This window comes from Collinsella aerofaciens, assembly GCF_039836695.1.
Taxonomy (GTDB): Bacteria; Actinomycetota; Coriobacteriia; order Coriobacteriales; family Coriobacteriaceae; genus Collinsella; species Collinsella aerofaciens_BD.
This window is the reverse complement of record NZ_JBDPAC010000003.1, coordinates 47,968-61,922: the sequence shown is the minus strand read 5'-3', so window position 1 is coordinate 61,922 and position 13,955 is coordinate 47,968. Positions and strand designations below refer to the sequence as shown.

The following is a 13,955-nucleotide window of genomic DNA, read 5'->3' as shown; positions in this document are numbered from 1 at the left end:
TTGGAGCGTCTATGCCCACACCTTCCACTGCACGCATGCACGACTTCGAGGTCGTCTCGAACCAGGAGATCGCCGACGGCATCTTCTCGCTCGTCATCTCGGCCCCCAAGCTTGCAAGTGCGCTCAAGCCCGGTCAGTTTGTGAACATTGCCGTGCCCGGTGATGCGTCCTCGCTGCTTCGCGTGCCCCTGAGCTTCTATCGCGCCGACGCCCAGGCCGGCACCGTCGAGCTGTGGTACGCCGTCGTGGGCGACGACACCCGTCGTCTGTCGCAGATGGGCCCCGGCTCCACCTCTAATCTGCTGGGTCCTGGCGGCCGCGGCTGGTTCGTGCCCGAGGGCACCAGGAAGGCGCTGCTCGTGGCGGGCGGCATCGGCGTTCCGCCCGTGCTGTGCCTTGCCGGTAAGCTTGCCGAGCAGGGTGTGGCCGTCGACGTGTGCCTGGGCTTTGGTACCGCGTCCAAGGCCGTGGGCATCGATGAGTTCCGCGCTTTGTGCGACACGGTCAGCGTTTGCACTGACGACGGTTCGCTTGGCACGCACGGTTTTTGCACCGATCCTGCCGCCGAGCTGCTCGGCGAGGGCGGCTACGACTACGTGGCCAGCTGCGGTCCCGCCGTCATGATGAAGAAGGTCGCCGCCGCTGCCGCCGAGGCCGGTGCGTACTGCGAGGTTTCGCTCGAGCGCATGATGAGCTGTGGCTTTGGTGCCTGCAACACCTGCAATGTCGAGACGGTCGACGGTATGAAGGGCGCCTGTATGTGCGGCCCCGTGTTCGATGCTTCCAAGGTGGTGGTCTTCTAGTGGGTACCGTGAACATGGCCGTCGACTTCGGCGGCGTCAAGATGCAGAACCCCATCAACACCGCAGCCGGTACCTTTGGCTACGGCTGGCAGTTCCAGAACTTCTTTGATGTCTCCCAGCTGGGCGCCATCACCACCAAGGGTTGTGCTGCCGAGCCCTGGCCCGGCAACCCCGCGCCCCGCATGGCCGAGATCCCGGGCGGCATGATCAACTCCGTGGGCCTTCAGAACCCCGGCGTGGCTGCCTTCGCCCGTGAGTCCGGTCCCTGGCTCGAGCAGCTCTCCAAGGACGGTTGCCAGGTCATCTGCCAGGTCGCCGGCCACTCCGTTGACGAGTTTGTGCGCGCGCTCGAGATGTATGTCGAGCTGTGCCCCTGGGCTGCCGGCTACGAGATCAACGTCAGCTGCCCCAATATTGCCGCCGGCGGTGCCGCCATGGGCTCCTCGCCCGAGGGCGCCTCTGCCGTTATGGCTGCCTGCCGTAAGGTGACCGATAAGCCGCTGTTCGTGAAGATGGCGCCGGTTAACGTCGCCGAGATTGCCAAGGCTCTCGAGGCCGCGGGAGCCGACGGCCTTTCGGTCATCAACTCCATCCAGGGCATGGCCATTGACGTTCATACCCGCAAGTCCCGTGTGGCCAAGCCCAAGGGCGGCCTTTCGGGTCCGCTGTGCCACCACATCGCCGTTCGCATGGTCTGGGAGGTCGCTCAGGCCGTCGATATCCCCATCAACGGTGTCGGCGGCGTCATGACGGGCGAGGATGCGGCCGAGTTTATCCTGGCCGGCGCCACCTGCGTGTCGGTCGGCATGGCCAATTTCGTCGATCCGTGCGCCTCAATTAAGATCGCGCACGAGCTCGAGGCCTGGGCGGAGTCCCAGGGCGTGAAGGACATCAACGAGCTGGTAGGTGCTTTCGAATGCTAGAGACCGACGCCCGCGACCGCGTTATCGTCGCCCTCGACTGCGACCGTGAGCGTGCGCTCGAGCTCGCCCACGAGCTTTCTGGTCATGCCGCTTGGCTCAAGGTGGGCATGACGCTCTATTACGCCGAGGGGCCCGAGATCGTCAAGACGTTCAAGGACCTGGGCTTTAAGGTCTTCCTCGACCTCAAGTTCCATGACATTCCGCATCAGGTGCGCGGTGCCGCCCGTTCGGCCTCGCTTGCCGGTGCCGACCTGCTCTCGGTCCACGGCCTGGGTTCTGGTGCTATGCTCGCTGCGTGCCGTGAGGGTGCCGAGGAGGCGCGCGAGGACCGCGCCAAGCTCGTCGCCATCACCGTGCTCACGAGCATGAACCAGGATTCGCTGGCTGAGATCGGCGTCGAGTCACCCGTGGCCGAGGAGGCCGCCCGCCTGGCAAAGCTTGCCCAGGCCAACGGTATCGACGGCATCGTGTGCTCGCCGATGGAGGCCCATGACATGCGCGAGCTGCTCGGCCCCGACGCGTTGATCGTGACTCCGGGCGTTCGTCCGGTGGGTGCCGCCCTTGGTGACCAGTCCCGTGTGGCGACGCCTTCTCAGGCTATCGAGCGCGGCGCGAGCCATATCGTGGTGGGCCGACCCATCACCGGTGCCGACGACCCGGTTGCCGCCTTTGACGCTATCGTTGCCGAGCTGGTCGAAAACGTCGCCTAAAAGATTCCCTCAAGTCACCACTTTTGGGTCTCATTAGCACAAATTAGCCCCTGTGCCTGCGAAAACTTTCCCATCCTTTGTGTGGAATCGCAGGTCAGGGGCTCAACTTTAACCTCCGTATATTGCACTTTTCGCAGGTATCGTCTAACCTATGGTGCCGTCGATTGGGCATTTAGTGCGTTTGACGTGCTAAAATGCCAATTATTGCATCAGATATAACCCAACTATTTGGAGGTTCGAATGGCACTCCCTCAGCTTACCGACGAGCAGCGCAAGCAGGCTCTTGAGAAGGCTGCCGCCGCACGTCACGCCCGCGCTGAGCTTCGCGAGCAGATCAAGAAGGGCGAGAAGTCCCTCGAGTCCGTGCTCAACTCCGATGACCCCATCGCTTCCCGCATGAAGGTTTCCACCCTCATCGAGTCTCTCCCCGGTTATGGCAAGGCCAAGGCCGCCAAGATCATGGAGGAGCTCGGCATCTCCGCTACCCGTCGCGTCCAGGGCCTCGGCGTCCGCCAGCGCGAGCAGCTCCTCGAGCAGCTGACCAAATAAGTGAGCGCTCAGGATTCAAAGCTCTTTGTGATTTCTGGACCGTCAGGTGCAGGCAAGGGCACGCTCGTCACTCGTGTGCGCGAGCGTCGCTCGAACCTGGGCCTGACGGTTTCGGCTACCACGCGAGCACCACGCAAAGGTGAGGTCGACGGCGTCAACTACTTTTTCCTGACGCGCGAGGAGTTCGACCGCCGCGTGGCAAACGGTGAGTTTGTTGAGTGGGCCGAGGTCCACGGTAACTGCTACGGCACCTTGGTGAGCGAGGTCACATCCAAGCTCGCCTCTGGCTCGTCTCTGATCTTGGAGATCGATGTCCAGGGAGCCCTGCAGGTCAAGGAGCGTTTCCCCGAGGCCGTGTTGATCTTTATCAAGCCGCCTTCGCTCGAGGTGCTCCGCGAGCGTCTGGTCGGTCGCGGTACCGAGACGCCCGAGACGATTGAGCTGCGTATGGCAAACGCCGCCGATGAACTTGCCCTTGCCGACCGCTACGACGACGTCGTGGTGAATGACGATCTCGACCGCGCGACCGATGAGCTCGTTCGCGTTCTCGATATGCATGAAAGGATCTGAGGTCCGTGTCCGTTGTAAAGCCTTGCATTGACGATCTTCTGGAGAAGACCGATCACAACCGCTTCCTGCTCGCCTCGCTTGCCTCCAAGCGCGCCTGCGACATTAACAGCATGTTGCGTGGCCAGCACAACCGCGTGCTCGCCGTCCAGGATGTCGATGACATCACTATTGCGCTTTCCGGCGCCGATACCATCTCGATGGCTATGGACGAGATTGTCGACGGCGACATCTCCTACGACGAGGCCCGTTACGAGAAGGCACTCGGCCATAAGGTTGCTGAAGCCTAAATGGCAGCCCGCGTCTGCCTGGTCCACTATCACGAGGTTGGACTAAAGGGCAAGAACCGCGCACATTTTGAGCATATCCTCATGGATAACATCAAGGCGGCCTTGGCCGCCTTTTCCGTGAATGCCGTGTCTCGAATTTCCGGTTATATCCTCGTGACCTTTAACGAGCATCAGGCCGACGAGGCGGCGCGCGTCATTCGCACCGTCCCCGGCGTTGCTCGCGTGTCCCTGGCATATCACACGAACCGCGACCCGCAGGAGTACTGCGCCGCCGCCGTGAAGGCGCTGCGCGAGTTTGGTCCCTTTGAGTCGTTTAAGGTGCATGCCAAGCGCTCGAACACCGACTACGAGCTCACCTCGATTGATATCAATCGTCAGGTGGGAGAGGTGTTGTGCGAGGCGTTTCCCGATAAAAAGGTCCAGATGCACGACCCCGACGCAATGGTGCACGTGCTGGTGGTCCAGGGTAGCGTTTATGTGTACGCGCGCTCCGAGCGCGGCGTGGGCGGTCTGCCGGTGGGATCTGCCGGCAAGGTCGTGACGCTACTGTCGTCGGGTATCGATTCTCCGGTAGCGACCTGGATGCTCGCGCGTCGCGGCGCGGTGTGCGTGCCGGTACATTTCTCCGGTCGTCCGCAGACGCCCGACACGAGCGAGTATTTGGTGCAGGACATCATCCGTGCGCTTGAGCCGGGTGTCCAGATCGGCCGCCTGTACGTGGTGCCGTTTGGCGATTGTCAGCGTGAGATCTCGGTGACCTGCCCCAGCAACCTGCGCGTGATCATGTACCGTCGCATTATGTATTCGGTTGCCGAGCGCATTGCGCATATCGAGGGCGCCAAGGCTATTGTGACCGGTGAATCGCTCGGTCAGGTTGCTTCCCAGACGCTCGAGAACATCATGGCCGTCAACGAGGCCGTCAAGATCCCCGTGTTCCGCCCGCTGATTGGTTCGGACAAGCAGGAGATCATCGCGCGTGCCGAGGAAATCGGTACCTTCGATATCTCGACCGAGGCCGCTCCCGATTGCTGCACGCTCTTTATGCCGCGCCGCCCCGAGACGCACGCCAAACTCGATGCCGTGCATGAGGCGTGGGAGCTGTTCGATCACGAGGAGATGATTGAGCGCTTGCTCAAGCAGACCGAGTATATCGACTTCGAGAGCAACACGTATAAGGCCCCTAAGACCTTAAAACGCAAACATTCCGAGCTCGCTCCACGTGAGATTTACCAAGATCACGAATAATGTTGTGTATAGACCGGCGGTGATTTTGCATCGTCGGTCTTTTTCTATCTGGGCATTAGGCGATAAACGGTTCATTTGTCGACGTGTGCCTGAATAAATGGGCACTTTTCCGCAAGGTTTTGGTCAGCTTTTGGTTTGACCGCGAAAACCGGTGTGGGCGTGCGGAGGCTGCGGCGTTCGTTTCCTGACACGATGGTGTTGGGAGGTTTTTGCTATGGCGCAGCGCGAGCAACACGAACGGGTTAAACGGATGGACCGCTGGGCAGAAAAGCTGCTCGGCCATAAGGCGATGGTCGTGGCGATCCTGGTTGTCATTGCCGCCGCGAGCGGCTTGGCGATGGCAGGTTTTGGTGGTCACTCCAGCGACGTATCGTTTGAGCGTAGTGATGAGGCGAGCGCCTCGGATGTGCGCGGGGCCGGGGATGCCTCTCCTGACGATGCCGATGAGCCGTCTGCCAAGAGCTCCTCTGCTGCCGAGGTGTACGTCGATGTTGATGGCGCCGTTGTGAAGCCTGGCGTGTACCGGCTTAAAGATGGAGCACGGGTGTCCCAGGCGATTGATGCCGCCGGAGGGCTTACGGCCGAGGCGGATGTGACGGTTCTTAACCGTGCGTCCAAGATCACCGATGGTCAAAAGATCTATGTGCCGACGGTAGGGGAGCAACAAACGGCTGCGGCCGTCGGCGCCGCCGAAAGCAGTGCTTCCACGACCCCTGGTACAGGGTCTTCGTCGGGACTTGTGAATATCAATACGGCAAGTGCGGCGGAGCTGCAGACGCTTTCGGGCATCGGGCCTTCTATGGCCCAGTCAATTATCGACGAACGGACGCAAAACGGGGCCTTTGCCTCGGTCGATGACCTTATGCGCGTATCGGGGATCGGTGAGAAGAAACTCGCCAAAATTAAAGATTGCATCTGCGTATGAGTGCGACCGAGCGCGAGCATGTGATGCCACCGCGCCCATTGATGCCGTGGGCGATAGCCCTTTGTGCCGGCTTGTGTGCGAGCTGTGGGTTAGTGCTTAACATGGCGGCCGATGCGCTGCTGGGAGAGCGGGCGGCGCCCGTCACATTGCTTATGGCCATTCCCTTCGCGGCTGCGACGTGCATCGTATTGGCACGGTCCTGTATGCGTCTTGTGCGGTGGAAGCGATGGCTGTATGCCGCGGCCCTTGGCCTCGTTGCGGGAGCGGTCGTGTCCGCGGCTTGGGCGATAGGAGCGCTACACGCATCGAGGGCACTGGATAATCGGGCTGCGAGCAGTCTTGAGTTTGTTGTGCACGGCGATCCGTCCATCAATGACGGTGTGTACTCCTATACCTGCGATGCGTTTGCGGGCGAAAAGCATTTGGGTCAGGTATGGCTGTCGTGCGATCCTGAGCTCGGCGTCGGTTCGCATGTACGTGCTATCGGTCGAATTTCGCGCTTTGAGAATGATGCGTATGGGCGCTCACGCGTGCTTCGGGGCGAGCTTCGAAAGGTTAAAGTCGTCCGGTTGGTATCGATCGACGAGGGCCCTCCAGGCCCGTTGTCTTGGCTTCGAAACGAGCTCCTTGCCGTTATCGCGCCCGCGACCGATCCAGCGCGCTCGCTCATTGCCGGCGTTGTCTGCGGACGCTCGGCCGAGCTGCGTGCCCAGCCGGCGGGCGATTGGTTTTCGGTAACGGGCACCGCACATCTTATCGCTGTCTCGGGTAGTCATCTTGCCATCGTGGGGTTTGTGATTGAGAGCGCCCTGCAAAAGACACGCCTCTCTCGTGGGCTGCAGCGGGGGCTGTTGGTGCTGGCCCTCGCTGCCTATGCCGTTTTTACGGGCGCTTCGCCCTCGGCCGTGCGCGCGTGCTGCATGGTGGCGGCGTCGCTTGTCGCCAACGGCGCCGGGCGTCGTCGGCATGGCCTCTCGGCTCTGTTCGTCACCATGGCAATCTTTGTGTTGCTGCGTCCGACGGTATTGTTCGAAATGGGTTTTCAGCTTTCGTGCGCCAGTGTCTTTGCCATCCTTTGTTTTTGCCCCTACGCCACCTACGCCTTGGGCGAGCTGGGCATGCCATCGGGTGTCGCCAGCGTTTTGTCTGTCACGCTGTGCTCGCAGCTGGCGACACTTCCCGTTACGATTCCCGCATTTGAGACGTTTTCGCTCATTGCCCCACTTGCAAATGCCGTGATCGGTCCGGTGATAAGCGTGCTGCTCGCTGTATCGGTTGTGCTGGTGCCCTGCTCGCTTGTGCCGCTGCTGCGTCACGGGGCGCTCGTGGTGCCCATGATTGTCGCCCGCTGTGCGCTGTTCTTTGAACAGCTCTTTGCTGCCGTTCCGGGCGCATCCGTAAGCGTGCCGCCCGATACGCCCTTGGTATATGTGGTGCCGTTCGCGCTGGTGGCCCTCTTGGTCTGGTGGCCATGCCCCCGCGCGCGGAGCATGGCAGCGGGGCTGCTGTGTTTAATGCTCGCAGCGGGTGTTCCGTATGTCTATTGGGATCGATGTGCGCCGCCTTCGGTAACGGTCCTCGATGTTGGCCAGGCCGATGCGATTCTGGTTCGTCAGGGTGGCGCCGTGGCACTCGTCGACTGTGGGCTCGATGACCGCGTGGTGTCGGCGTTGGTTCGCAATAACGTCCACCATATCGACGCCGTCTTCGTGACGCATTGGGATGAAGACCATTGGGGCGGTCTTCCCGACGTACTCGATCGTTTTTCGGTTGGAACCATTGCGGTCGCGGCCGATGCACTTGACGGCGCGCCTACTGAGGTTCTGAATCGCCCGGGTGTAACGTATCGGCAGGTGGCTCGCGGAGACACGGTCGATATCGGCGCATTTCGGGCTCGTGTGATGTGGCCGTTTGACACGGTGGATGGCGAGGGCAATGAGGACTCTCTTGTTTTGCTGCTCTCCTACGCTCAGGAAGGCAAGAGCCTGCGTGTGCTCCTTACTGGTGACGCCGAGCTCGATCAGGAGCGCGAGTTTGTACAGGAGGTGGGAGATATCGATGTGCTCAAGCTGGGGCATCATGGCTCAAAAGTTTCCGTCGACACAGACCTGCTGGGCACGCTTAAGCCCGAGTTCTCTATCGCGAGCGCCGGCGAGGGGAATCGTTACGGCCATCCGTCGGATGCCTGCATCGATGCAGTTAAGGAAGCGGGTGGTGCGTTCGCATGCACCATCGAACAAGGAGACATCACCGTCTTGCCGACCGTATCCGGTTTTGCCATGCGATGCCAACGACCGTGATGCTGCCGTTAGCGCGGGACCAACCCGTGGGCTAGAATGGCACGGTACGAACACGAGAGCCTGCGGGAGGGGAGCGCGATGTCCGAAACCGGTCTGTTGCCGGCATATCTGATCGTCGGTACCGATGGAGTCAAACGCGACCACGCCGTCTCGCGTATGAAGGCGCGTCTGGAAAAGACGGGCATGGTCGAGTTCAACCTCGACGAGCGCGATATGACCAAAGACCCCGATATCGAGTCGATTATTGGATCGCTCAACACCTTTCCCATGGGCAGCGAGTTTCGCCTGGTAATCCTTGACGGCTGCTCAAAACTCGCCAAAGCGATCTCTGAGCCGCTTGTCGAGTATCTGGCGAGTCCCAGTCCCACGACGGTTTGCCTCATAATCGCCGATTCGCTTGCCAAGAACACGCGCCTGTACAAGGCGATCGCCAAGATTGACAAGAAGGCCGTGATCGATTGTTCGGGCACCAAGCGCTGGGAGCTCCCGCGCCGCGTGCAGCAGATGGCGACGCAGCACGGAAAGTCCATCTCGACGGCGGCCGCCGAGGAGCTCGTTTCGCGCTCGGGCGAGAACACCCGCATGCTCGATAACGACTTGACCAAGCTCGCCCAGACGGTCGAGGGGCCGCAAATTGAGCTTGCCGATGTGGAGCGCTGGATCGTGCGCACGGCCGAAGTCCAGCCCTGGGACTTTCTCAATGCGGTCTCGGCCCGTGACATGCGCCGCTCGCTTGAGCTCTTCAATCTACTGCCCGCCAAGAGCTACGTGTGGACCTACACGCTGCTATGCGGTCGCATCCGCGAGTTGATCGTCGCCAAGGCGCTCGACTCTCGTGGGCAGGGGCGTGAGCTCGCCGCGACACTCAAGCTTCAGGCCTGGCAGGTCAAAAATCACCTGACCTGGGCACGCCGCTTTTCGATGGCGGAGCTTGTCGCTGCGCTCGAGGGCGCGGTCGATGTGGAGCTCGCACTGAAGGGTTCTGCCGATTCGGAGACCGCGCTTTTGCTCTGGATTACGAACATCTTGAGAAAATCGTGATGATACCTGCCTATTTGACAAATTCGTTCTATCCCTTTGAGGGGGAGCGTGCTATAGTAGGCGCTTGCATGACCTCACCGTGTCTCAGAGGTGTCATACATTTTTTGCAAGGAACTCGAAAGGAACTCCAGAAGTGGCAAACATCAAGTCTCAGAAGAAGCGTATCCGCACCAATGAGGCAGCTCGCATGCGTAACAAGGCTGTCAAGTCCGAGCTCAAGACGCTGACCAAGCACGTCCAGTCCGCCGTCGCCGAGGGCGACGCCGAGAAGGCCCAGGCTGCCCTCAAGACCGTCACCAAGCGTCTCGACATGGCTGCCGCCAAGCATGTTATCCACAAGAACCAGGCTTCCAACCGCAAGTCCGGTCTTGCCAAGCTCGTGAACAGCATCAACGCCTAAGTTGTAAATTTCACACCACACAGATTACGCGCATAAATGGAGCCTGTTTTATGGAACAGGCTCCATTTTTTGTACCGCTCGGGTAAGATAGTCCGCATGAATACTTCAATTGACATTTCCCACATCCGCAACTTCTCGATCGTTGCGCACATCGACCATGGCAAGTCCACGATCAGTGACCGCATCCTCGAGCTCACCCATACCGTCGACGAGCGCGACATGGAGTCGCAGCTGCTCGACACCATGGATATCGAGCGCGAGCGCGGCATCACGATCAAGTCCAACGCCGTTCGCGTCTCCTATGACGCCGACGACGGCGAGACGTATCAGTTCAACCTGATCGATACGCCGGGCCATGTGGACTTCACCTATGAGGTCTCGCGTTCGCTTGCCGCTTGCGAGGGTGCGGTGCTCGTCGTGGACGCCACTCAGGGTGTCGAGGCGCAGACCGTTTCCAACGCGACGCTCGCCATGAACGCCAACTTGGACATTGTTCCGGCCATCAACAAAATCGACCTTCCTTCGGCTCACCCCGACGAGGTCAAGACCGAGATCGAAGACGATCTGGCCATTCCCGCTGACGATGCCGTGTGCGTGTCGGGCAAAACCGGCGAGGGCATCCACGATCTGCTGGAGTCCATCGTCTTTTTGATCTCGCCTCCCAAGGGCGATGCAAATGGCCCTCTCAAGGCACTTATTCTGGATTCGTACTTCGATGAGTACCGCGGCGTCGTCGCCACGGTGCGCGTCTTTGACGGTTCCATCAAAAAGGGCGATACCCTGCGCATGATGCAGGCAAAGGGCGACTTTTTGGTCGATGGCGTGGGCGTCAAGCGTCCCGCCGAGACCCCGGTCGACGCGCTCACGGTCGGCGAGGTCGGATACGTGGTCACGGGCGTGAAGGACCCCGAAGCCGTTCGCGTGGGCGATACCCTCACGTGGGCGTCGAATCCCTGCCCCGAGCCGCTTCCCGGCTACCGCGAGGCCAAGCCCATGGTCTATACGGGCCTGTTCCCGATCGATAACAAGGACTACGAGAACCTGCGTGACGCGCTCGATAAGCTGCACGTCAACGACCCGTCGTTGGTGTGGGAGCCCGAGACCTCGGTGGCTCTCGGCTTTGGTTTCCGCGTGGGCTTCTTGGGCCTGCTGCATATGGAGGTCGTCAAGGAGCGCCTGGAGCGCGAGTTCAATCTGGATCTGATTGCCACGAGCCCCTCGGTGGACTACCACGTCTACAAGACCGACGGCGAGATGATTGATGTCCGCAGCCCGCAGGATCTGCCCGAGGCTACGCGCATCGAGCGCATCGAGGAGCCCTACCTCAAGGCCAAAATTATCTGCCCGCCCGAGTATACGGGCGCTGTCATGCAGCTCGCTATCGAGCACCGCGGCATTACGACCGACATGATCCATCTCACGAGCAAATCGGTCGAGATGCGCTTCGACATGCCGCTCGCGGAGCTCATCCTGGACTTTTTTGATCAGCTCAAGAGCCGTACCAAGGGATATGCCTCGCTCGACTATGAGTTTAACGAGTATCGTCCTTCCGAGCTCGTCAAGCTCGATATCCTGCTTTCGGGCGACGAGGTGGATGCGCTTTCGTTTATCGTGCACAAGGACAAGGCCTATGGCCTGGCCCGCGGTCTGTGCGACAAGCTCAAGGAAATCATCCCGCGCCAGCTGTTCGAGGTGCCTATTCAGGGTGCCATCGGTAACAAGATTATCGCCCGTTCCACCGTCAAAGCGCGTCGCAAGGACGTTCTTGCTAAGTGCTACGGCGGCGATATCTCGCGTAAGCGCAAGCTGCTCGAGAAGCAGAAAGAGGGCAAGAAGCGCATGAAGGCCATCGGTTCGGTCGAGGTCCCGCAGGAGGCCTTTATGGCGATCCTCAAGGTGGACGAGTAGGTTCCATGGCGCTTTCTGAATATAGTACGCGGCTGCTGGGTGCCTATGCCGAGCAGCCGTTCCTTATGGCTCCCATGGCTGGCGTGACCGACCCCGCCTACCGCATCATGTGCCGCCGCCGCGGTGCCCGTCTTGCCTATAGCGAGATGGTGAGCGTGGCGGGCCTTGCCTATGCCAGCAACAAGACGTGGCGCCTGGTGCTGCCGGCCGATGAGGAACAGCAGATCTGCGTGCAGCTCTTTGGCTCTAAGCCCGATCAGTTTGCGAGCGCTGTCGCCGCCGTCGAGGAACGTGTGGGCGATCGCCTGTCGCTGATCGACATCAACATGGCCTGCCCGGCTCGCAAGGTCGTCACCAAGGGCGAGGGCTCGGCGCTTATGCGTACGCCCGAGCTGGCCGAGCAGATCGTCGAGGCGGCGGTCGGCGCGGCGCACGTGCCCGTGACCGTCAAGATTCGCAAAGGCTTTTATGCCGAGGAGCGCAATGCCGCGACGTTTGCCCAGATGCTCGAGGGGGCAGGGGCCGCTGCGGTGGCGGTACATGGTCGCTGTGCCACGCAGCTCTATACGGGCCAGGCCGATTGGTCGGTCGTCGATGAGGTGGCCGACGCCGTCGAGATTCCCGTTATCGGTTCGGGCGATGTTTTCTCGGCCGAGGATGCCGCGGAGCATCTGCAAAGCTCGGGTGCCAGCGCGGTGTTCATCGCGCGCGGTATCTATGGTAACCCCTGGGTGTTCGGCGATGCCCGCGCCCTTGCGCTCGATGGCACGCCGGTACCGGTGCGTAGCTCGGTCGAGCGACTGGGCGCCCTGCGCGAGCACCTGACGCTCACGCACGAGCTGTTGCCGCTCATGTCGCGTGCCCGTACGTACGCGAGTTGGTATTTAAAGGGCATGCCCCATGCTGCGGCCTGGCGCGCCAAGGTGGTGCGCTGCTCCACGTACGAGGAGTTCATGGCATTGGTCGATGATATCGAGCGCGATGTGGTGGCCTGCGAGGCCGCACTTGCCGCCGGCGAGTCGGTGCCCGCGCATCCGCTGGAGGCCTAAGGGTGGCCGTTACCGCGCTGTACATGCACGTGCCGTTTTGCGCCCAAAAGTGCCGGTACTGCGACTTTGACTCGCGCAGTTTTGCTCCGTGCGACCTGAGCGCTGCGCTCGATGTCTATTTTGAGCAACTGTATGCGCGCCTCGATGCCTTTGGCGACGCAGGCGCGCTTGCGCAGGTCCGCACCGTCTATGTTGGCGGCGGTACGCCGTCGCTGGCAGGAGAGCGTCTGGTGGAGCTTGCCCGGCGTATTTGCATGTGGTGCAAGCCCGTTGAGTTTACCTGCGAGGCCAATCCCGAGTCGTTGACCGCCGGGCTTGCCACTGCGCTTGCCAAGGTCGGTGTCACACGCGTCTCTCTGGGAGTTCAAACCCTTGACAACGCCGAGCTTGCTGCGATTGGCCGTATTCACGATGCCGATCGGGCGCTCGCTGCCATCACGACGGTTAAGGACGCTGGGCTCGATGTGTCCTGCGACCTGATGTGCGGACTTCCCGGGCAGACCGCCGTAAGCTGGCAACGCACGCTCGATGGCGTGCTGGCGGCGGCGCCGCATCATGTGTCGGTGTACCCGCTCACGCTCGAGGAGGGCACGCCGCTCTACCACATGGCGTGTCGCGACGAGTCGCTCGAGCCCGACGAGGATTTTCAGGCTGCGTGCATGGACGCGGCGCGTGAGTGCCTGGGTGCGGCCGGCTATCACCCGTATGAGGTGGCAAGCTACGCGCTCGACGGACATGAGTGTGCCCACAACATTGCCTATTGGACAGGACGGGGCTATCTGGGCTTGGGCCGCTCTGCCGCCGGTATGCTCGACGCCGAGGATTTCGATCGCTTGGCCGGGCTGTTTCCCGACGTGCCTGCTCGCGGCGATGCGTATCGCGTGCGCTTGGTGCAACGCGACGACGCCGCGACGACGTTTGATGCCGAGTATCTGTCGCAGCGCGAGGCTGCGGCCGAGGATTTGATGCTCGCCTGCCGCATGACGCGTGGCATTGGGCCCGATCTGTTGGTTCGCTCGGCAAGCGTGATCGCTGCAGACGAGCTGGTGGCGGCCTGTGACCGTGCGCTCGAGTTGGGTCTTGCCACTTGGGTGCCCGATTATGTCGAGGGGCATGCGGGGTGCGTCGCCTCGAAAGACGTTATCGCAGGTCGTGCCCACGCCCGTTTAGCGCCCACCCACTTGGGCTGGCTCGATGGAAATGTGCTGTTCGAGCTGTTTTGGGGTCTAGCTTAGGCCGCTCGGG

At 61.3% G+C, this 13,955-nt stretch carries 14 protein-coding genes; all 14 read left to right on the top strand.

The window, feature by feature from the left end:
• Nucleotides 1-35: 35 nt before the first annotated feature.
• Complete coding sequence (locus ABG996_RS02475) at nucleotides 36-803, top strand: dihydroorotate dehydrogenase electron transfer subunit (RefSeq protein WP_320678110.1); 768 nt, start codon at nucleotides 36-38, stop codon at nucleotides 801-803.
• Between the two features lie 14 nt (nucleotides 804-817).
• Nucleotides 818-1,726 (top strand): dihydroorotate dehydrogenase, encoded by a 909-nt coding sequence (locus ABG996_RS02470; RefSeq protein WP_192934394.1) that lies wholly within the window; start codon nucleotides 818-820, stop codon nucleotides 1,724-1,726.
• Nucleotides 1,720-2,436 (top strand): orotidine-5'-phosphate decarboxylase, encoded by a 717-nt coding sequence (gene pyrF, locus ABG996_RS02465; protein ID WP_195233596.1) that lies wholly within the window; start codon nucleotides 1,720-1,722, stop codon nucleotides 2,434-2,436. Before ABG996_RS02470 ends, pyrF begins: the two co-directional genes overlap by 7 nt.
• A gap of 240 nt (nucleotides 2,437-2,676) precedes the next feature.
• Nucleotides 2,677-2,985: an integration host factor, actinobacterial type gene (gene mihF / locus ABG996_RS02460; protein ID WP_006236130.1), complete on the top strand. Its 309-nt coding sequence runs from the start codon at nucleotides 2,677-2,679 to the stop codon at nucleotides 2,983-2,985.
• Nucleotides 2,986-3,555: a guanylate kinase gene (gene gmk, locus ABG996_RS02455; RefSeq protein ID WP_099431806.1), complete on the top strand. Its 570-nt coding sequence runs from the start codon at nucleotides 2,986-2,988 to the stop codon at nucleotides 3,553-3,555.
• A 5-nt stretch (nucleotides 3,556-3,560) separates the two neighbouring features.
• Nucleotides 3,561-3,842 (top strand): DNA-directed RNA polymerase subunit omega, encoded by a 282-nt coding sequence (locus tag ABG996_RS02450; RefSeq protein ID WP_055250050.1) that lies wholly within the window; start codon nucleotides 3,561-3,563, stop codon nucleotides 3,840-3,842.
• The gene (gene thiI / locus ABG996_RS02445; RefSeq protein WP_118079857.1) at nucleotides 3,843-5,087 is read left to right on the top strand and encodes a tRNA uracil 4-sulfurtransferase ThiI; all 1,245 of its coding nucleotides are present in this window, start codon (nucleotides 3,843-3,845) and stop codon (nucleotides 5,085-5,087) included.
• 214 nt (nucleotides 5,088-5,301) lie between these two features.
• Nucleotides 5,302-6,012: a helix-hairpin-helix domain-containing protein gene (locus ABG996_RS02440; RefSeq protein WP_329738166.1), complete on the top strand. Its 711-nt coding sequence runs from the start codon at nucleotides 5,302-5,304 to the stop codon at nucleotides 6,010-6,012.
• Nucleotides 6,013-6,362: 350 nt separating this feature from the next.
• Complete coding sequence (locus ABG996_RS02435; RefSeq protein ID WP_347478501.1) at nucleotides 6,363-8,312, top strand: DNA internalization-related competence protein ComEC/Rec2; 1,950 nt, start codon at nucleotides 6,363-6,365, stop codon at nucleotides 8,310-8,312.
• Nucleotides 8,313-8,390: 78 nt separating this feature from the next.
• Nucleotides 8,391-9,353: a DNA polymerase III subunit delta gene (holA, locus tag ABG996_RS02430; RefSeq protein WP_347478499.1), complete on the top strand. Its 963-nt coding sequence runs from the start codon at nucleotides 8,391-8,393 to the stop codon at nucleotides 9,351-9,353.
• A gap of 133 nt (nucleotides 9,354-9,486) precedes the next feature.
• Nucleotides 9,487-9,753 carry a 30S ribosomal protein S20 gene (gene rpsT, locus ABG996_RS02425; protein WP_022094714.1) on the top strand — a complete coding sequence of 89 codons (267 nt, stop codon included), beginning with the start codon at nucleotides 9,487-9,489 and terminating at the stop codon, nucleotides 9,751-9,753.
• 96 nt (nucleotides 9,754-9,849) lie between these two features.
• The gene (lepA, locus tag ABG996_RS02420; protein ID WP_347478498.1) at nucleotides 9,850-11,661 is read left to right on the top strand and encodes a translation elongation factor 4; all 1,812 of its coding nucleotides are present in this window, start codon (nucleotides 9,850-9,852) and stop codon (nucleotides 11,659-11,661) included.
• 5 nt (nucleotides 11,662-11,666) lie between these two features.
• Complete coding sequence (gene dusB, locus ABG996_RS02415) at nucleotides 11,667-12,710, top strand: tRNA dihydrouridine synthase DusB (protein ID WP_347478496.1); 1,044 nt, start codon at nucleotides 11,667-11,669, stop codon at nucleotides 12,708-12,710.
• A 2-nt stretch (nucleotides 12,711-12,712) separates the two neighbouring features.
• A complete protein-coding gene (locus ABG996_RS02410) occupies nucleotides 12,713-13,945 on the top strand; it encodes a coproporphyrinogen-III oxidase family protein (protein ID WP_347478495.1) in 1,233 nt (410 codons plus the stop codon).
• The last annotated feature ends 10 nt before the right edge of the window (nucleotides 13,946-13,955 follow it).

Coding starts and splice junctions, on each gene's coding strand:
- ABG996_RS02475 (WP_320678110.1), top strand. CDS start 36: ATGCACGACTTCGAGGTCGTCTCGAACCAGGAGATCGCCGACGGCATC.
- ABG996_RS02470 (WP_192934394.1), top strand. CDS start 818: ATGGCCGTCGACTTCGGCGGCGTCAAGATGCAGAACCCCATCAACACC.
- pyrF (WP_195233596.1), top strand. CDS start 1,720: ATGCTAGAGACCGACGCCCGCGACCGCGTTATCGTCGCCCTCGACTGC.
- mihF (WP_006236130.1), top strand. CDS start 2,677: ATGGCACTCCCTCAGCTTACCGACGAGCAGCGCAAGCAGGCTCTTGAG.
- thiI (WP_118079857.1), top strand. CDS start 3,843: ATGGCAGCCCGCGTCTGCCTGGTCCACTATCACGAGGTTGGACTAAAG.
- ABG996_RS02440 (WP_329738166.1), top strand. CDS start 5,302: ATGGCGCAGCGCGAGCAACACGAACGGGTTAAACGGATGGACCGCTGG.
- holA (WP_347478499.1), top strand. CDS start 8,391: ATGTCCGAAACCGGTCTGTTGCCGGCATATCTGATCGTCGGTACCGAT.
- lepA (WP_347478498.1), top strand. CDS start 9,850: ATGAATACTTCAATTGACATTTCCCACATCCGCAACTTCTCGATCGTT.
- dusB (WP_347478496.1), top strand. CDS start 11,667: ATGGCGCTTTCTGAATATAGTACGCGGCTGCTGGGTGCCTATGCCGAG.